Annotated in this window: 21 protein-coding genes; 20 read left to right on the top strand and 1 reads right to left on the bottom strand. The window is 40.6% G+C overall.

Going from position 1 to position 17,569, the window contains the following annotated elements; all coding sequences use genetic code 11:
• Nucleotides 1–115: 115 nt before the first annotated feature.
• From G6R08_RS00660 to G6R08_RS00580, 17 genes are all read left to right on the top strand, one after another.
• Complete coding sequence (locus G6R08_RS00660; protein ID WP_163526233.1) at nt 116–889, top strand: CheR family methyltransferase; 774 nt, start codon at nt 116–118, stop codon at nt 887–889.
• Nucleotides 890–1,037: 148 nt separating this feature from the next.
• Nucleotides 1,038–2,204: a chorismate synthase gene (gene aroC, locus G6R08_RS00655; protein ID WP_163526232.1), complete on the top strand. Its 1,167-nt coding sequence runs from the start codon at nt 1,038–1,040 to the stop codon at nt 2,202–2,204.
• Nucleotides 2,205–3,290: a 3-dehydroquinate synthase gene (aroB, locus tag G6R08_RS00650; protein ID WP_163526231.1), complete on the top strand. Its 1,086-nt coding sequence runs from the start codon at nt 2,205–2,207 to the stop codon at nt 3,288–3,290. It abuts the gene before it with no gap.
• Entirely contained in the window at nt 3,287–3,649 is a 363-nt protein-coding gene (gene aroH / locus G6R08_RS00645) for a chorismate mutase (protein WP_163526230.1), read from the top strand. The genes aroB and aroH overlap by 4 nt, the downstream gene beginning before the upstream one ends.
• 16 nt (nt 3,650–3,665) lie before the next feature.
• Complete coding sequence (gene hisC / locus G6R08_RS00640) at nt 3,666–4,760, top strand: histidinol-phosphate transaminase (RefSeq protein WP_163526229.1); 1,095 nt, start codon at nt 3,666–3,668, stop codon at nt 4,758–4,760.
• Nucleotides 4,757–5,857: a prephenate dehydrogenase gene (locus tag G6R08_RS00635; RefSeq protein WP_163526228.1), complete on the top strand. Its 1,101-nt coding sequence runs from the start codon at nt 4,757–4,759 to the stop codon at nt 5,855–5,857. Before hisC ends, G6R08_RS00635 begins: the two co-directional genes overlap by 4 nt.
• Before the next feature lie 13 nt (nt 5,858–5,870).
• Nucleotides 5,871–7,160, top strand: a complete 1,290-nt coding sequence (aroA, locus tag G6R08_RS00630) for a 3-phosphoshikimate 1-carboxyvinyltransferase (protein ID WP_163526227.1) — start codon at nt 5,871–5,873, stop codon at nt 7,158–7,160.
• A gap of 61 nt (nt 7,161–7,221) precedes the next feature.
• On the top strand, nt 7,222–8,094 hold the full coding sequence (locus tag G6R08_RS00625) for a hypothetical protein (protein ID WP_163526226.1): 873 nt from the start codon (nt 7,222–7,224) through the stop codon (nt 8,092–8,094).
• 117 nt (nt 8,095–8,211) lie between these two features.
• Nucleotides 8,212–9,465: a tetratricopeptide repeat protein gene (locus G6R08_RS00620; protein WP_163526225.1), complete on the top strand. Its 1,254-nt coding sequence runs from the start codon at nt 8,212–8,214 to the stop codon at nt 9,463–9,465.
• A gap of 30 nt (nt 9,466–9,495) precedes the next feature.
• Nucleotides 9,496–10,056, top strand: a complete 561-nt coding sequence (locus G6R08_RS00615; RefSeq protein WP_163526224.1) for a ReoY family proteolytic degradation factor — start codon at nt 9,496–9,498, stop codon at nt 10,054–10,056.
• A 79-nt stretch (nt 10,057–10,135) separates the two neighbouring features.
• Nucleotides 10,136–10,591, top strand: coding sequence for a DUF2487 family protein (locus G6R08_RS00610; protein ID WP_163526223.1), 456 nt, complete (start codon nt 10,136–10,138; stop codon nt 10,589–10,591).
• A gap of 132 nt (nt 10,592–10,723) precedes the next feature.
• Nucleotides 10,724–11,230 carry a QcrA and Rieske domain-containing protein gene (locus tag G6R08_RS00605; RefSeq protein WP_163526222.1) on the top strand — a complete coding sequence of 169 codons (507 nt, stop codon included), beginning with the start codon at nt 10,724–10,726 and terminating at the stop codon, nt 11,228–11,230.
• A gap of 3 nt (nt 11,231–11,233) precedes the next feature.
• Nucleotides 11,234–11,908 carry a menaquinol-cytochrome c reductase cytochrome b subunit gene (gene qcrB, locus G6R08_RS00600; protein ID WP_079530118.1) on the top strand — a complete coding sequence of 225 codons (675 nt, stop codon included), beginning with the start codon at nt 11,234–11,236 and terminating at the stop codon, nt 11,906–11,908.
• Between the two features lie 28 nt (nt 11,909–11,936).
• Nucleotides 11,937–12,740 carry a menaquinol-cytochrome c reductase cytochrome b/c subunit gene (locus G6R08_RS00595; RefSeq protein ID WP_163526221.1) on the top strand — a complete coding sequence of 268 codons (804 nt, stop codon included), beginning with the start codon at nt 11,937–11,939 and terminating at the stop codon, nt 12,738–12,740.
• 64 nt (nt 12,741–12,804) lie between these two features.
• Nucleotides 12,805–13,395 (top strand): lipoprotein heptaprenylglyceryl N-acetyltransferase LhaT, encoded by a 591-nt coding sequence (gene lhaT, locus G6R08_RS00590; RefSeq protein WP_163526220.1) that lies wholly within the window; start codon nt 12,805–12,807, stop codon nt 13,393–13,395.
• A 57-nt stretch (nt 13,396–13,452) separates the two neighbouring features.
• On the top strand, nt 13,453–14,166 hold the full coding sequence (locus G6R08_RS00585) for a sporulation protein YpjB (protein ID WP_163526219.1): 714 nt from the start codon (nt 13,453–13,455) through the stop codon (nt 14,164–14,166).
• Between the two features lie 69 nt (nt 14,167–14,235).
• Nucleotides 14,236–14,910 (top strand): zinc metallopeptidase, encoded by a 675-nt coding sequence (locus tag G6R08_RS00580; protein WP_205439378.1) that lies wholly within the window; start codon nt 14,236–14,238, stop codon nt 14,908–14,910.
• A gap of 61 nt (nt 14,911–14,971) precedes the next feature.
• On the opposite strand, the gene G6R08_RS00575 is transcribed toward G6R08_RS00580, so the two are convergent.
• A complete protein-coding gene (locus tag G6R08_RS00575) occupies nt 14,972–15,847 on the bottom strand; it encodes a YitT family protein (protein ID WP_163526217.1) in 876 nt (291 codons plus the stop codon).
• Between the two features lie 149 nt (nt 15,848–15,996).
• Between G6R08_RS00575 and G6R08_RS00570 the strand changes: the two genes are divergently transcribed.
• The 3 genes from G6R08_RS00570 to mgsA are packed head-to-tail and all read left to right on the top strand — an operon-like array spanning nt 15,997 to nt 17,569.
• Nucleotides 15,997–16,335 carry a nucleotide pyrophosphohydrolase gene (locus G6R08_RS00570; RefSeq protein ID WP_163526216.1) on the top strand — a complete coding sequence of 113 codons (339 nt, stop codon included), beginning with the start codon at nt 15,997–15,999 and terminating at the stop codon, nt 16,333–16,335.
• Entirely contained in the window at nt 16,332–17,132 is an 801-nt protein-coding gene (gene dapB, locus G6R08_RS00565) for a 4-hydroxy-tetrahydrodipicolinate reductase (RefSeq protein WP_163526215.1), read from the top strand. Before G6R08_RS00570 ends, dapB begins: the two co-directional genes overlap by 4 nt.
• Nucleotides 17,133–17,146: 14 nt before the next feature.
• A complete protein-coding gene (gene mgsA, locus G6R08_RS00560; protein WP_163526214.1) occupies nt 17,147–17,569 on the top strand; it encodes a methylglyoxal synthase in 423 nt (140 codons plus the stop codon).

The raw sequence follows: 17,569 nt of genomic DNA, 5'->3' as shown, positions 1-17,569 counted from the left end.
ACGACGAAAAATTCGCCTTGTTCAAAGGCGTTTTTTTTATGGCTAAATGATTTACACATCCTATTCGTTGAAGTAATCTATTAAGATAAACAGAGAAAGGTAAGGAGTACGATCCATGAGTCATGACTATCAGGAGTTTATAGCTAATTTCAAGCAGGAATCAGGAATTGATCTATATCTTTATAAAGAGGCGCAGATGAAACGGAGGTTAACGTCCTTACGTGATAAAAAAGGATTCGCGGATTTTCGTGAATATTATCACTCCCTACATAAGAATCCGAATTTATTCAATGAACTATTAGACAGAATTACGATCAATGTTTCCGAGTTCTACCGAAATAGACAAAGGTGGGAAGTTCTTGAAAATAAAGTTGTACCACATTTATTAAATAATCGTAAACATATAAAAATATGGAGTGCGGCTTGTTCTACTGGGGAGGAGCCCTATACTTTAGCTATCATACTAAGTCAATATCTTCCTATTGATCAAATTAAAATCGTTGCTACAGATATCGATGAAAAGGCTATTCAGCGAGCCAGACTTGGAGTATATCCTGAACGAGCTTTAAGAGAAATGCCGATAAAAATGAAGCAGAAGTATTTTACAAAGCAACAAAGTTTATATAAAATTAGCGACAACATAAAATCATGTGTAACCTTTAAAAAGCATAATTTATTGGCTGACCAGTATGAAACCCAAAATGATTTGATCGTTTGCAGAAACGTTCTCATTTACTTTACAGAAGATGCGAAATCAACGATCTATACTAAATTTAGTGAAGCTTTAAATAAAGATGGCATCTTCTTTGTAGGAAGCACAGAACAAATATTTTCTCCTCATCAATACCAGTTAAAGTCTTTTGATACATTTTTTTATAAAAAGGATTAAAGAGGGTCTGTTCCTTTCAAGCCTTTGCAGTCAAGGAATCTAACCGAAGATTTTTTCTTATTTTTAGAACTTTGCAACGTTAAAGCACACAAATCTCGATGTGTATGATATAGTATTATTTAAAAATTACAACAGGGGGCTGTCGTATATGCGTTATTTAACGGCTGGAGAATCACATGGAAAACAGCTGACGACGATTATCGAGGGAGTACCTTCACATTTGCCACTCGTCGCAGATCAAATTAATGAATCACTTATCCGCAGACAAGGAGGGCATGGCCGCGGGCGAAGGATGCAAATTGAAAAAGATTTGGTTGAAATCACGAGTGGTGTTCGCCACGGGTACACTTTGGGTTCACCAATTTCACTAGTGGTACATAACGATGACTTTAAGCATTGGCGTGATATTATGGGTGATGCACCATTAGCTGAGGAAGCTGAAGTCAGGCGAACCATTTCAAGACCAAGACCTGGGCATGCAGACCTTAACGGCGGATTGAAATACGGCCACCGCGATATGCGTAATGTTTTAGAACGCTCGTCAGCCCGAGAAACTGCAGCGAGAGTAGGGGCTGGCGCTGTTGCGAAAGTATTACTGCGCGAACTTGGAATTGAAGTAGCCGGTTATGTTCGCGAGATTGCAGGCATTGTTAGTGAAGTGGATGAGACCCTGTCGGTTCAAAAGCGAGCTGCTATATCTGAGGCTTCTCCTGTTCGAACATTTGATGAACAGGCAGCAGGTAAAATGATGGAAGCCATTGATCAAGCTAAGAAAGAGGGAGACTCAATTGGCGGAGTTGCTGAAGTATATGTAGAGGGAATGCCGCCAGGGTTAGGTTCCTATGTCCATTATGATCGAAAACTGGATGGAAGAATTGCTGGAAGTGTTATGAGTATTAACGCTTTCAAGGGTGTAGAGTTTGGACTTGGTTTTGAAGCGGCGAGAAGGAACGGCAGCGAAGTCCACGACGAAATTTTATGGAGTGAAGATCGCGGATATTATCGAAGAACAAATCGTCTCGGTGGTTTTGAAGGCGGAATGACTACAGGAATGCCAATCGTTGTAAAAGGGGTTATGAAACCCATCCCAACTCTGTATAAGCCACTTCAAAGTGTCGATATTGAGACAAAGGAATCTTTTCAGGCTAGTATTGAACGTTCAGATTCATGTGCGGTCCCGGCAGCTTCGGTCGTTATGGAGCATATCGTAGCCTTTGAAATAGCTAAAGCTGTTACGGAAGAATTCCCTTCTGATTATTTTCCGCGCTTAAAACGGGCAGTAGATGATTATAGGAAGGAGGTTCGCAGTTTCTAGATGACTACATTAACGATTAAGTCATTTCAAAATCATTATGACGTCAATATCGGGAGTGGATTGCGGCATGAAATTTCTGATTTATTAAAAAGCGATTATGCCAAAGTATTTATCGTTACGGATTCAAATGTCGCTCCTCTTTATTTAAATGACGTGATCTCAGCATTTGGAGAGGATACTGAAGTGTCATTCGAAATTGTTCCAGCAGGTGAAGGGTCGAAAAGTATGGCTTGTTACAGCAGCTTGCTGGATCGATGTCTTGAATTACAATTGGATCGCCATTCATTGATTGTTGCTCTTGGAGGGGGAATGATAGGTGATCTGACTGGTTTTGTAGCAGCAACTTATTTGCGAGGAGTTGACTTCTTACAAGTGCCTACTTCTATCTTAGCTCATGACAGCAGTGTAGGCGGTAAAGTAGCTATAAATCATCATAAGGGGAAAAATTTGATTGGCAGTTTTTACAGCCCTGTACAAGTCATTTACGATACAGAAGTTATGAATACCTTAACAAGCCAGGAAGTCAGGTCAGGGTTTGGTGAAGTAGTAAAGCATGCTCTGCTAAGTGATCATAAATGGTTTCAACAATTAATGCACACATCTTTATCAGAGGTAGATCAGGCAGAGCTGATGGAACATTTGACTTCAGGCATCAGAGTGAAAGCACAGGTTGTTGAAGCTGATGAAAGAGAAGCTGGCTTGCGCAAGCATTTAAACCTAGGACATACTTTGGCTCATGCCTTAGAAGCAGATTTTGGATATGGAGAGATTACCCATGGAGAGGCCGTGGCCATTGGGATTCTGTTTGCGATGAAAATTAGTGAACAGAAATTGGGTGCTGATTTACCGATCAACTCCTATACTGCCTGGCTTCGTCATAATCGTTATCCTCTCCACCTTATCTCTCAAATAGATCCAGAACGTACTATTGAAAGAATGAAGTGGGATAAAAAAACAGTAGGCAACGCCATCCATTTTGTTTTATTAAATCAAATTGGATCCCCTGCTGTTGCGCCCTTGGGTGACAGGGAACTATTTCAGTTCCTGACAGATTTTATAAAAGTTGAAGGGGGGACGCTTGATTGATCAGAGGCGTGAGAGGAGCCACAACAGTTGATCAAAATCATGGGGAAGAAATTATAGAAAAAGCACACGAACTTATGATCGATGTTATTACTCAGAATGATATAAAACCCGAGAACGTGACCTCTGTACTTTTTACAGTAACAGAGGATCTGAATGCAGCTTTCCCAGCGAAGTCTTTACGGCTGCTTGAGGATTGGACATATGTACCAGTCATGTGCATGACGGAGATTCCAGTTCCTAAAAGTCTGGCCAAATGTATCCGCGTCATGGTCACGGTCGATACTTCACTTGATCAGACAGAAGTTAACCATGTTTATCATTATAATGCAACTCAGCTGAGACCCGATCTGAAAAATTAAGGAGGCCCCGTGATTTATGAAGTCAAAAGCGATTTTGAATCAAATGACCCCGTATAAACCTGGAAAACAGATTGAAGAGGTAAAACGTGAATATGGACTAGATAAAATAGTAAAGCTAGCTTCAAACGAGAACCCTTTTGGCTTTTCCCAACAAGTTAAACAGCAGCTGCCTGAATTGATCGCCCAGCTTGAAAAATATCCTGATGGCTATGCAGCTACATTACGTGAAAAGGTAGCTTCTTTTCTTAATGTGAAGGAAGAACAGCTTATCTTTGGAAACGGGTCTGACGAAGTGGTGCAAATTATCTGTCGTGCTTTTCTGGAACCAGGAGCAAATACGGTCATGGCAACACCTACTTTCCCTCAATATCGTCATAATGCGCTAATTGAAGGAGCAGAGGTGCGGGAAGTTCCTGTGATTGAGGGACATCATGACTTAAAGGAAATGCTTCAGCAAGTTGATGAAAATACGAGAGTGATCTGGTTATGTACACCAAATAATCCGACCGGAGTTCATATATCTAGAAGTGTTCTTCACGATTTTATGGAGAAGTGTCCTTCACATGTCTTGGTTGTTATTGATGAGGCCTATTACGAATATATGGTCACGGAGGATACGTTTGATTCGATTCAAGCTTTACAGCAATATGAGAATCTAATGGTTCTGCGTACTTTTTCAAAGGCCTATGGTTTAGCAGGGCTTAGAGTTGGATATGGAGTAGCAAACCGTAATGTCATACATAGTCTTGAACCAGCGAGGGAACCTTTCAATACTTCCACGATTGCTCAAGCGGCAGCTATTATCGCTTTAAATGATCAATCCTTTATTGAAGAAACAACGAGTGAAAACCGAAGAAATAAACAAGATTTGTTAGCTTTTCTAGATGAAAATAACTTGAATTATTATGAATCTGAAGCAAATTTCGTTCTAATTCATTTACCGATGAGCGGGGACGAAATGTTTGAACATCTGCTGAGTAAAGGATTCATTGTTCGTTCTGGCGAGGCACTTGGTATCCCTAATTCCATCAGATTGACTATTGGAAGCAAAGAAGACATGGTACTTCTCCAACAAGCGATGAAACAGAAACTTGAGGATCACGTAAAATGAGCAAAACTATTTTTATAGTGGGCCTAGGACTGATTGGGGGGTCACTTGCTATGAATGTAGCTAGGGAAAAAGAGGTGAAAGTGATCGGAATGGATGCCGATCACACAAACCTTTCCCTTGCTAAGAATCAAGGTGTCGTTCATGAATTCGCAAAAGACTTCGCTTCAGGAGTAGATCAAGCGGATGTGTTAATTCTGGCGACTCCAATCTCCGCAACGATCGATTATCTAAATCAGCTTAACGAACTTAGCATTGACAAACCTTTACTTGTTACAGATGTGTCATCCGTGAAGAACCAGGTGTTGCAAGCCGCACAGAAGCTTACAAATCCATTTTTATCCTTTGTCGGAGGGCATCCCATGGCAGGGTCGCATAAACAAGGATTTACAGCAGCTAAACCTCATTTGTTCGAGAATGCGATCTTCGTACTCACACCGGCAAAGGGAGCAGATGAGGCAGATGCTCGTACATTAAAGGAACTATTCTCCACTACTGGAGCTAGATTTTTAACGCTTTCTACTAAAGAGCATGATGAAATGACAGCTGTTATTTCTCATTTCCCTCATTTAATTGCTTCATCTCTTGTGCATCAAGCAAGGGAGTGGCAAAAAACACACCCTTCGCTAGAGCATTTAGCTGCAGGGGGCTTTAGAGATATCACACGAATCGCCTCAAGTAATCCTGAATTATGGCAGGATATTTTTTTTCAAAATAAAAAGCTACTAATCCAAATGCTTGATGACTGGATTGGTGAGATGAAGCAAATGAAGCAGCTGCTTTACCATGAAGAATCCCAACTAACGCTTCAATACTTGGGGGAAGCAAAAAAATTTCGTGACGGGCTTCCCATTCGTGAAAAAGGAGCTATTCCGGCATTTTATGATATTTATGTTGATATTCATGACCAGCCGGGTGCTATCCAGAATGTAATCCAATTACTTGCTGAACAAGAAATTAGCATTAAAAATATTCGAATTCTTGAAATCCGAGAAGGAATCACAGGTGCTTTACGAATTAGTTTTCAAACAGGAGAAGAGCAGCAGAAAAGTTATCAGCTGCTGTCGGATAACGGTTATGAGGTAACCATTCAAGCCTAAGGAGGTCATGGATATGAGTACTGTCGAGTTACACCCCTCATCAAAAGGATTGCATGGTACGTTACAAGTCCCTGGAGATAAGTCCATATCTCATCGTGCAGTTATTTTTTCAGCATTGGCTGAAGGGACATCACATGTCTATAATTTTCTAACTGGAGAGGATTGCCTCCGCACGGTCGAGGCTTTTAGAAAACTTGGTGTACGCATTGATCAGTCGGATGATAGACTGACCATTTATGGACAAGGCATTAACCAGTTAAAAGAGCCAACAACACCGATTTATTTTGGAAACTCAGGTACTACGGCCCGTTTAATGAGCGGTGTATTGGCTGCCCTGCCTTTCTTCACGGCAGCTTACGGAGATGAATCACTTGCTAAAAGACCGATGGACCGAGTTGTGGTACCCCTTGAGCAAATGGGCGCAAAAATATACGGACGGGAAGAGGCTGCTCGTCTACCGTTAGCTTTTGCAGGGGAAAAGCTAACAGGGTCAAAGGTGAACCTGAACGTTAAAAGTGCCCAAGTAAAATCTGCTGTGTTATTAGCGGGAATGTTAGCTGAGGGAGAAACCACTGTTTATGAAAAAGGGGTTACGCGAAACCATACAGAAATGCTTATGCCTCAGTATGGAATTTCCATTGCATCACAGGGACAAACCCATACAATACGTGGAAATCAGCAGCCGGTCGCTGCTGACATACATGTCCCTGGAGATATTTCATCGGCCGCTTTCTTTTTCGTCGCTGGTCTATTAACAAAAGACAGTGAGATTACTATTAAAAGGGTAGGATTGAATTCTTCAAGAGATGGAATCGTTACGGCATTAAAAAAGATGGGTGCTGATCTGACCATTTCGAATCAATGGACAGTTGGCCGTGAACCAGTTGGGGATGTTACTGTTCGATCAAGCTCACTTCAAGCGGTTACCATTGGAGGGGATTTAATTGCTAATCTCATTGATGAGATCCCGATTCTAGCCCTAGCTGCTACTCAAGCTGAGGGCACGACTGTAATCAAAGATGCCAAAGAATTAAGGGTGAAAGAGACGGATCGAATCGCAGCTGTGGCGAACAATTTATCAGCTTTAGGCGCTGATGTAGAAGCAATGGAAGATGGATTAATGATTCACGGCCCCACCCCATTGACAGGAGGAGCACTTCCATCGTTTGGAGATCATCGAATTGGTATGATGGCAGCTGTTGCCTCATTGATTACAGACTCAAAAGTATTGATTGAAGACAAGGATTGTATAAACATTTCCTATCCTAGTTTTTTTGATCATTTATCACAGGTTATGAAGTAAAAATTTTCATAGAGTAAAGTTTGCTCTCATACGATATAAAAAGCCTTGTTGGAGGTATCGTATGGGAGCATATTGGTTTTATGTACAAACACTCAAAGGCACCCAGGCTATTACTAGGCAGATTTCCGTTTCTCAGCAGCATTTTACGAAACGTTCATCCAGAAATTACGAATGTAAACAAATGGATGCGACCGGATTTGTCGCTACACCCGGATACGTGATGCTTGATTTAGACACGCCATTAAGTCAATCCCCTTCACTGATCGAAGATAGTCAACGTTATGTACAAAAGGGGTGTACCCTTCTCCTCATCCAATTTCCTATCCATAGCAGTTTTCATTTTAAAGTCATTTATCAGCAGTTCGTAAAGCAGTTTAAATATTTACCCATTGATTATATGTTTGTTCCTACCATCAAACCACAGTCGATTACACAAGAAATGGTACGTTATTTTGCCAGGGAATCCTGTCCATTTATACTCATCGATAGTGAGGACGAAGACGAGTTGAAAGAAGTCGCATGGGACTGGTTAGTTCAGGCTCAATCCCATAAACGAATACCGTTTGGCCTCCTTGTCAGAAATAGTAGAAAGAGAGAGAGGATTCACGATAAGTTGTGGATAAAATTATGCGAACATTATGGTATCATTAGAGTAACTAACGCTCTGTCTGAAGCCCCGTTATCGAAAGCGAACCTTAAAGACAGTGGAATTTTCCCCTACAAAGGCGGATTTATGGATAGCGGTTATGCGGATTACAACCTTTACTATGATGAAGAAGGCTTGATGGTTGATGATCACGCTGATTTTAGATATTATGAGGCTGTTCCAGAGGTTACCGTTATGCGTGGACAAATTGTACAAGTTAATCAGCAAGTGCAGACGATTGTGCCAGGCATCCATTATAAAGGTTCAATTTACCAGCATTTTGTATAAATACATTGTGAAAAGTCAGGTTGGATGGTAACAAAGAGGGAAATCTACTAGGGAACTACATTGTTAATCGTTCATAGACCGTCTGATATTGTTACAAATGCTAGAGAGGAAGTCATTATGGAAGAGATTCAAAAAGCTATCCATCAAATGGAAGCCAAGCAAACAGAAGAAGCCCTACACACCTTGCAAACTTATCTGCCTGAAGCAGACGAAGAAGAACGATTCACTATTGCTGAACTGTATATTCAGTGGGGAATGCTTGAAGAAGCCAAATTAATCTTACACGAATTAATCCAGCGCTATCCTAAAGAACAGGAGCTTAAGGTTATGATGGCGGAGATCCATATTGATTTAGAAGAAGACGATGAAGCAATAGAGATTTTAGATCAGTTTGGTCCAGAGGATGAGGATTATTTACAGGCACTTATCCAGCTTGCTGATCTTTATCAATCACAAGGGCTATTTGAAGTTGCTGAACAGAAACTGTTAACAGCAAAGCAAGTAGAACCAAATGAAGCGGTTATTGATTTCGCTTTAGGAGAGCTTTCTTTTTCCAATGGGGAATACAGTAAGAGTATTCCATTTTATGAAAATGCCTTTCATCATCAGCCGGTCATTGCTGATATCGAGGTTGCTGCAAGGCTGGCAGAAGCATACGCAGCTACCGGAGAATTTGAGCAGGCTCTTGATTACTTTCAAAAGGTGGAGGAAGATAACCCGGATGTCATGTTCCGTTATGGATTTGTGGCATTTCAGGCTTTCCGGAATGATATTGCGATCCATGTATGGGAACGTCTTATTAAGGAAGATCCATATTTCCAGTCTGTTTATCCACTATTAGCCCAAGCCTACAATTCGGAGGGAATGCCAAAAGAAGCCCTGGAAATGGTTCGTGAAGGGTTAGCTAAGGATGAGTTTAATAAGGAATTGTACCACTTAGCTGGAACGCTTTATCACAAATCAGGTGAGAAAGAAGAGGGCTACCGTTTGATGAGAGAAGCAGTTGCTCTAGATCCGGGTTATAAAGAAGCAGTGCTTTTCCTAATCGAGAATTATAAAAGTGATGAAGATTATGAGGCCATCATAGACTTAATTAATCAATTAATTACCCTTGGTGAAGAAGATCCGTTCTATTTATTCGAATTGGCTAAAGCGTATGAGGAAGTGGAGGATTATAAGCAGGCACTCGTACATTATGAAAATGCTTATCCCTCACTTAAAGAGGACGATGTTTTCCTTAAATCTTATGGATATTTCTTAGTAGAAGAAGGAAAAATGAATGAAGGACGTCAAGTCTTAGAAGAGTACCTGGCTGTCGATCCAACCGATACCGAAATAGAAGACTTTGTCAGCCGTTTGAAAGAAGAATAATGTGATCAATTAAGCGCAGGAGGGGCGCCGATGCAAACACCTATTTCTGTTAATGAAAAAAAGGACTTTGTTCGTTGGTTTCTGAACAATTACCAATTAAAGAAAAGAGAAAGTGTTTGGATTCTCAATTATTTGATCAATCATGAATCACTGCTTTCTTACGTTCATTTTGTACAAGAAGTAAAACTGTGCCCAAGAGGAATGGAGATTAGCGCTCAAGGGGTACAAGATCCGCCGTTTAGATTTTACAAAGGGCAAGTTATGACCAATGATGCCGAGAAATCATTTCATGACTTGAGAATGAATCAAGAAGAACCAGTTTATATTCAGATGAATTTCGAAGATGCCCATAAATGTTCTATGTATGCCCTCGTGCTAGAAGATAATCCATATTTACCTAAAGATTATTATGTAAACGATCGTGACAAAGCAGAGGCTGATAAATTTCTCCATTCCAGTTTGATGACGTTCAGAAAAAGAGAGCTTGAAAAACAAATTGACCTTGCCTTAATGAAAGGTGACCAAACTCAATTCATTGCGTTAAGTAACGAATTAATCGAAGTTAATAAATCACTTAAATTAAAAAGCTGAGAGGAATTTCTCCTCCCAGCTTTTATTTTTTGTTTTTTTTAGTAAAATAAGGACAAGTAAGAAAGGATAGTGATAGGACATGCAATGGACAAAGCAGGATACGAAGCAATACCTTCCAGAAAAACAATATGTGGATACGGTGTTAATTCCCTTAATCCCCTTCGATCCAGCATCAGAACAGAAAATGATCCAAGAAGCATTTCAGAGAGAACTCATTCAGATCTTCACGAACTTAATTGAGAAAGAATACCGGGGAAGAATATTCTTATCCCCCGAGTATCATTACTTGACAAACCAGCATGAAGAAGAAATAACTCGTGTCAATAAGTGGATAGAACACTTTCAACAACAGCCTTTTGAACATATCTTTCTGTTCACGTTAGATCCAAAGTGGAAAAGGTATGAAAGTCGTTTAATTGGGCACTTACTATGGATACCAGGTAAAGCAGATGGGGACTTACAATCTACTGAAACTCAATCTTTTGTTAAAGAACAAGTGAAGCAAGTTAATGAATTAATCCAAGCTTATTGGTAACTAGTAAAAGTTGAGATAACACTTGGGAATTCATTGACCCCGCATTAAGATTGCGCTATCATAGTAATGTCCTAGTAAACTGTATGTAAACGATCCATGTCGCATGGATTACAGCATAGAGGGGGGAAAAGAATGAGCGATAAACAACGAGTATCCCGTCGTCAATTTTTAAACTACACACTGACTGGTGTAGGTGGCTTTATGGCTGCTGGAATGCTTGCGCCAATGGTTCGTTTTGCCATTGATCCGGTATTGACGCCGCAAGCTGCTGGAGAGTTTCATTCTGTAGCACCAATTGATGAACTTACAAATGAGCCACAGCGTTTTGAATGGCAGGTTGAACAAGTGGATGCATGGTATGAGTCAAAAGTACAAAAGACTGCATGGGTGTACAGAAATGAAAATGATGAGATTGTAGCACTCTCACCAATTTGTACGCACTTAGGGTGTACTGTAGCCTGGGCTTCCAATCAGGAATACCCAAACCAATTCTATTGCCCATGTCACGGCGGTCGGTATACAAAAGATGGTGTCAACATTCCGGGAACACCACCTACTGCACCATTACCGGTGTACAAGACCAAAGTCAAAGAAAACATGCTTTATCTCGGAGAAACTCAATCAAGACAGGGGGCGTAATTCATGCTACAAAAGATTTATGACTGGGTCGATGAGCGTGTAGACGTCACTCCGCTTTGGCGTGATATCGCCGACCATGAAGTACCAGAGCATGTCAACCCAGCCCATCATTTCTCTGCATTTGTTTATTGTTTTGGCGGATTGACATTCTTTATTACAGTAATTCAAATTCTATCCGGTATGTTTTTAACCATGTATTATGTACCTGATATCGAAAACGCCTGGAAGTCCGTTTATTATTTACAAAAAGAAGTAGCTTACGGACAAATTGTGCGTGGGATGCACCACTGGGGTGCGAGTCTTGTTATTGTAATGTTATTTCTACATACATTACGGGTATTCTTCCAGGGCGCTTACAAGAAGCCGCGGGAATTGAACTGGGTTGTTGGTGTTTTATTATTCTTTGTTATGCTCGGATTAGGGTTCACTGGCTACCTGCTCCCATGGGATAACAAAGCTTATTTTGCCACACAAGTAGGTCTTGAGATTGCGGCAGCCACACCGTTTATTGGTGATGAAATACGAACGCTGCTTGCCGGAGACCCAACCATTGTTGGGGCACAAACATTAACTCGTTTCTTTGCGATTCACGTATTTTTCTTGCCAGCTGCACTATTCGGATTAATGGCCGTACACTTTATGTTAATCCGTAAGCAAGGTATTTCCGGTCCACTATAAAATGAAGTGATTTAAAGGAGGGAACGCTGTGCATAGGGGAAAAGGGATGAAGTTCGTCGGGGATTCACGAATTCCCGCTGAACAAAAAGCCAATTTACCAAAAGATTACTCAGAATACCCTGGACGTACGGAAGCATTTTGGCCAAACTTCCTTCTAAAAGAATGGTTAGTTGGTTCGGTATTCCTGATTGGGTTTTTAATTTTAACTGCTGCTCACCCATCACCGCTTGAGCAACAGGCTGATCCAACCAATGCTGGTTATATTCCGTTGCCTGACTGGTATTTCTTATTCTTATATCAATTCCTGAAGTATCAATATGCTGGAGGAAACTTTATTGTCATCGGGGCAATTATTATACCTTCACTAGCATTTGGAGCATTGCTGTTAGCTCCATTTCTTGATCGCGGACCGGTTCGTCGGCCATCGAAGCGTCCAATCTCAGTTGGACTTATGATGCTAGGTTTCATTGCAACTTTCTGGTTAACATATGAAGCTGTTGAACATGCCGACTATGCTGAACGCACAGAAAAGTATGCTGTAAATGTAGAAGCTGTAGAGGCAGAGGTCAACACTGAAGCTCCAGGATATGCGATCTATGAACAAAACTGTATGAGTTGTCACGGAGATCAGCTCCAGGGGCAGGGAAACTATCCATCTTTATTAGATACTGCAATGTCAGTTGAACAAATTAAAGACATAGCACGTAATGGTATCGGTGAAATGCCGGCGGGTGTGTTTAAGGGATCTGATGAAGAACTTCAGCAATTAGCTGAATTTATTAAAGCCCAAGGAACCGAGAAAAAGGGTTCTGGAACCGGTGATAATTTATAATGAAGTAACATGAACCGCGCTCAAGTTCGAGCGCGGTTCATTTATTACAGGAGTGGTAAAACCTATGAAATCGATTTTTACATACATCTTAGCCGATCGAGTATTCGTTATCTTATTATTTATTATCAATTTAGCTGGAACCATTTATGGTTACATTTGGTATGAAAGCCAGCTAACAGTTACTAAGCCCATCTTCCTTATCTTTGTTCCCGACAGCCCTACAGCAAGTCTTTTTTTTACTATATTTTTAGGCTTTTACTTGTTTCATAAAAATGTTCCCTATATCGAAGCCCTTGCCATGATTACGTTATTAAAGTACGGGATATGGGCAGTTGTCATGAATGGTTTGACGCTTTTGGAGTATGGCTCGCTCCCCTGGACGGGTTATATGCTAATCGCTTCTCACGGAGCTATGGCTATACAAGGACTGCTTTATACCCCCTTTTATAAAATACGGACGCGACATATTATAGTTGCCGCGATTTGGACATTACACAATGATGTGATTGATTATGTGTTTGAACAAATGCCGATTTATCCTTCTATCATGGAACATATGAATCAAATTGGGTATTTTACATTTTGGTTAAGTATTTTCTGTATTGGGGTTTGTTATATCATGACACAAAGAAATCGACAAATCGAGTCGGTCTAATTTTTCCTCTTCTCTCATATACATTCGAATAAGATAGAATATGAGGGGGCGAGTGTGATGGGACGGGCTCTTCTGCTTTGTTTCGTTGTCTGTTTAAGCCTGTTTGTTCCAAGCTTCAATGACTCGAAGTATATTTACGCTGACCATAATACATGGAGTGAATTTTCGGATCAATACCGTCATTTAGTGGAGGATGAAAAATACGGGCTGGCCAATCGAATGGTGAATAACCGCCGTACAGAAATGGAACAATATATAAATACTTTATCAACACAGCATCAGAAAACGTTTTATGAGCTCATTCAACCGATAGTCAAGGAGCAAAAAGATATAAGTGATTCGGAAGTGAATAAGTTTTTATTCTATGTGAATACAGTAGGAAGTCACCAACCTTATGATTCCATTCGTAATGAATTACACTCCCTGCGAGAGCAATTAAGGCAAGCGGATGTGCCGGTGACGGATATAGCATCTCGTTGGCAGGCACTTCTGCCAACGTTGAAGCTGTATTTAGAACAGGACGAGTTTAAGCCTGTTTCACAGTCCATAGAAGATTACACTAGAAGCGAAACGTTAGCGGCCAAGCAAGAGGTCGTTAATCAATTGGACAAGCTGCTCGATGATAAGTCTTCGCTCATAGGTTTTGACGCCTTTCTATGGACAGCAGCCATTATAGGAACTACAATACTCATTACGCTTATTTATGTGGGGACGAGAAAATATGTCGCAGAGAAACGGGAAAAACATGCTCGTGACAAACTTAATAGTTGATTTTTCAGTAACTTTTGACTAAAATTAACCTATATAAATGTAGTCTACATCCAAGACGGAGGAATGAACATGAGTTTTTTAATCTACTTTGCGATTCTGTTAATTGTACCCATTTGGGCTTCTTCTCGTGTAAAGAGCACATATAAAAAATATTCTAAAGTTCCGACCTCATCATCAATGACAGGTGCTGAGGTAGCTCGAAAAATTCTCGATGACAATGGCTTGTTTAATGTTCGAATTGAGGAAGTAAAAGGAATGTTATCTGATCATTATGATCCGCGTTCTAAAGTAATTCGGCTGTCTTCAGGAAATTACCATGGCCGGTCGATGGCTGCATCAGCTGTTTCTGCCCACGAGGTAGGGCACGCGATTCAGGATGCTCAGGAGTATGCGTTTCTACGGTTCCGAAGCGCATTAGTACCTGTAGCCAGTTTTGGTTCAAACATCTCTATCTTTTTAATCATCGGTGGATTTTTACTCGGTATGAGTGGCCTTGCTTTAGCAGGAATTATCTTCTTTGCAGCGGCCGTTTTGTTCCAGCTGATTACCTTACCAGTAGAATTTGATGCTTCAAGCAGGGCGATGGGGCAGCTGGTATCGACAGGTGTTATCCGAAATGATGAAGAGAGAAAGACTAAGAAGGTTCTCAACGCGGCAGCTATGACATATGTAGCCGGGGCACTAGTTGCTTTAGCTGAATTACTAAGATTTGTATTTATATTCGTTGGGATGAATGAAGAATAGTCTTCAAAATCTAATGTGAAAACCCATTGTTCAGTTGTTGAACAATGGGTTTTTTATTTCTTCAGTCTTCTATCGGGTTCTTGTTTTCATCTAAAGTGAAGCCTTCACCGATGACATCATGAACATGGCTGACAGCAACAAAAGCATGAGGATCGATGGTGTTAATGAGTGTTTTTAATCGTACGATTTCATTCTTTCCAATTACACAGTATAGAACGTCCTGGTTAGAGCCTGTAAAAGAGCCTTTTCCCTGTAGTACGGTAACTCCTCGATCCATTTCTTTATTGATCTTGTTTGAAATTTGGTCGTTTTTTTGTGAAATAATGGTAGCTCCTCTAGCAGCATAAGCTCCTTCTTGTATAAAATCGATTACTCGTGCCCCAACGAAAACAGCTACAAGAGTGTACATTCCTTTTATAGGATTCAAATATGTAATAATAGAGATAAAGATAACGATGGCATCAAAGACAAACATAGCGCGGCCCATACTCCAGCCTAAATACTTATGGATGAGTCTTGCGATGATGTCGACGCCTCCGGTTGTTCCGCCATAACGGAAGATAATGCCCAAGCCAATCCCGGCAAAAACTCCTGCAAACAAAGAAGCTAATGTTAAGTCTGACGCTAGATCAATTTCAATTAAGTAAATTTGTGATAAACGGATAAATAGGGAAACAGCGACAATTCCTATTAACGAGTAGTAAAAAGTATTTCGTCCGAGAATACGCCAACCGATAATCAGGACAGGGATGTTTAAGAGAATATTCATTAATGCGGGATCCCAATTAAACAGGTAGAGAAGTAATAGGGTTATTCCGGTGAAGCCACCTTCTCCCAATTCGTTTTGAATGTTGAAGTGGACCAATCCAAATGAAAATATGGCTGCTCCAACTATAATAAACAAAACATTTTTCACCTTTAAACCAAATATATGCACATCCAACACCTCCAAAAAAGTTACACGACTTATATTATAAACAAGTGATTTGCAGGCTACAATGGTCAAAAGTTTAATAATTTGTCAAAAGCTCTGCTTTTGGCTACCATTTAAGAAGGAATGGTAGCATAAGAAAAGGGAAGTGAATCATGAAGTACACTACAGAAGATATCCAACAGCGCGTAGATCAATACATATCACAATTTAAAGAGGGATACTTCTCCCCATTGGCTTTGCAGGCACGACTAACTGAAGAAGTAGGGGAAATGGCTAGAGAAATCAATCATCGTTATGGCGAAAAGAAAAAGAAGTCATCGGAGGGCGAAAAGGCATTAGCAGAAGAGATGGGTGATGTCATTTTCGTGCTTACATGCTTTGCTAATTCTCTCGATATTGATTTATCTGATGCATTTGAAAGGTCCATGAGCAAAATTGAAACAAGAGATAAAAATCGCTGGACACGAAAGGATGGAGGAAATACAGAATGAAACAGATTAATGTGATTGTAGCTGGTCCAAGAGGAAAAATGGGACAAGAAGCACTTAGAATGATCGCTAAAGAAGACCAATTTCAACTAGTGGCATGCATTGACCGCAAACATGAAGGAAAAAACATCAATGAAATTGCTGGATTGCCAGAATTAGATGCTATAATCTATACAGATGCTGAAGTCTGTCTCAGCGAAGTAAACGCTGATGTGCTGGTTGATTTAACTACTCCTGAATTTGGATATAAACATACGAAGCTGGCCCTTGAAAATGGAGTTCGACCAGTGGTAGGAACCACAGGTTTTACTGCAGAACAACTGGAAGAAGTAACGAATCTGAGTGAAACCAGACAACTCGGAGCCGTTATTGCGCCCAATTTCGCAGTAGGTGCAGTGTTAATGATGCAATTCTCTAAATGGGCCGCTAAACACTTCCCTGACGTTGAAATTATTGAAAAGCACCATGACCAAAAACTTGATGCTCCATCGGGGACTGCAATAAAGACAGCTGAGTTAATTAAAGAAGAACGAGAATCACACTTGCAAGGACATCCTGATGAAAAAGAAACATTACAAAGCGCACGGGGTGCAGATGTGGATGGAATGAAAATACACAGTGTCAGACTCCCAGGCCTTGTAGCCCATCAAGAGGTGATATTTGGCGGGCTTGGACAAACACTGACCATCCAGCATGATTCCCTTCATCGCGAATCTTTTATGTCAGGTGTTAAGTTGGCAGCTACTGAAGTAATGAATATCGATACACTTGTATATGGTCTTGAGCATTTACTCGATTAATAGGGGGTTATGGCATGAATGTAGCATTAATTGCGCATGATGAGAAAAAACAAGAAATCATCCAATTTGCCACAGCGTACAAGCATATTTTACGGAAACATCAATTATTTGCCACTGGTACAACCGGAAAAAGAATTTCTGAAGCATCAGGCTTAGATGTTTATAGGTTTCAATCTGGCCCCATTGGAGGCGACCAGCAAATAGGTGCAAAAATTGCGCAGGAAGAAATTGATATGGTTATTTTCTTTCGAGATCCTCTAACGGCTCAACCCCATGAACCGGATGTGAGTGCATTGCTGCGTATTTGTGATGTACATCGTGTTCCATTGGCTACTAATTTAGCCAGTGCTGAAATTTTCATTAGGGGTTTGGACCGTGGGGATTTTCACTGGCGAGACATTGTTAAAGAGAAGTTTGGAAAGAAAGATCAGGTGTAG

The organism is Halobacillus ihumii (assembly GCF_902726645.1).
Taxonomy (GTDB): Bacteria; Bacillota; Bacilli; order Bacillales; family Halobacillaceae; genus Halobacillus_A; species Halobacillus_A ihumii.
The sequence above is the reverse complement of the archived record's forward strand: the minus strand, read 5'-3'. Positions and strand labels throughout refer to the sequence as shown.

Excerpts from the sequence above, each read along its gene's own strand:
- hisC (WP_163526229.1), top strand. The coding sequence starts at position 3,666 with ATGAAGTCAAAAGCGATTTTGAATCAAATGACCCCGTATAAACCTGGA.
- aroB (WP_163526231.1), top strand. The coding sequence starts at position 2,205 with ATGACTACATTAACGATTAAGTCATTTCAAAATCATTATGACGTCAAT.
- G6R08_RS00660 (WP_163526233.1), top strand. The coding sequence starts at position 116 with ATGAGTCATGACTATCAGGAGTTTATAGCTAATTTCAAGCAGGAATCA.
- lhaT (WP_163526220.1), top strand. The coding sequence starts at position 12,805 with ATGAAATCGATTTTTACATACATCTTAGCCGATCGAGTATTCGTTATC.
- G6R08_RS00570 (WP_163526216.1), top strand. The coding sequence starts at position 15,997 with ATGAAGTACACTACAGAAGATATCCAACAGCGCGTAGATCAATACATA.
- G6R08_RS00620 (WP_163526225.1), top strand. The coding sequence starts at position 8,212 with ATGGAAGAGATTCAAAAAGCTATCCATCAAATGGAAGCCAAGCAAACA.
- qcrB (WP_079530118.1), top strand. The coding sequence starts at position 11,234 with ATGCTACAAAAGATTTATGACTGGGTCGATGAGCGTGTAGACGTCACT.
- G6R08_RS00605 (WP_163526222.1), top strand. The coding sequence starts at position 10,724 with ATGAGCGATAAACAACGAGTATCCCGTCGTCAATTTTTAAACTACACA.
- G6R08_RS00580 (WP_205439378.1), top strand. The coding sequence starts at position 14,236 with ATGAGTTTTTTAATCTACTTTGCGATTCTGTTAATTGTACCCATTTGG.
- G6R08_RS00610 (WP_163526223.1), top strand. The coding sequence starts at position 10,136 with ATGCAATGGACAAAGCAGGATACGAAGCAATACCTTCCAGAAAAACAA.
- mgsA (WP_163526214.1), top strand. The coding sequence starts at position 17,147 with ATGAATGTAGCATTAATTGCGCATGATGAGAAAAAACAAGAAATCATC.
- G6R08_RS00635 (WP_163526228.1), top strand. The coding sequence starts at position 4,757 with ATGAGCAAAACTATTTTTATAGTGGGCCTAGGACTGATTGGGGGGTCA.
- G6R08_RS00585 (WP_163526219.1), top strand. The coding sequence starts at position 13,453 with ATGGGACGGGCTCTTCTGCTTTGTTTCGTTGTCTGTTTAAGCCTGTTT.
- dapB (WP_163526215.1), top strand. The coding sequence starts at position 16,332 with ATGAAACAGATTAATGTGATTGTAGCTGGTCCAAGAGGAAAAATGGGA.
- G6R08_RS00625 (WP_163526226.1), top strand. The coding sequence starts at position 7,222 with ATGGGAGCATATTGGTTTTATGTACAAACACTCAAAGGCACCCAGGCT.
- aroA (WP_163526227.1), top strand. The coding sequence starts at position 5,871 with ATGAGTACTGTCGAGTTACACCCCTCATCAAAAGGATTGCATGGTACG.
- aroC (WP_163526232.1), top strand. The coding sequence starts at position 1,038 with ATGCGTTATTTAACGGCTGGAGAATCACATGGAAAACAGCTGACGACG.
- G6R08_RS00615 (WP_163526224.1), top strand. The coding sequence starts at position 9,496 with ATGCAAACACCTATTTCTGTTAATGAAAAAAAGGACTTTGTTCGTTGG.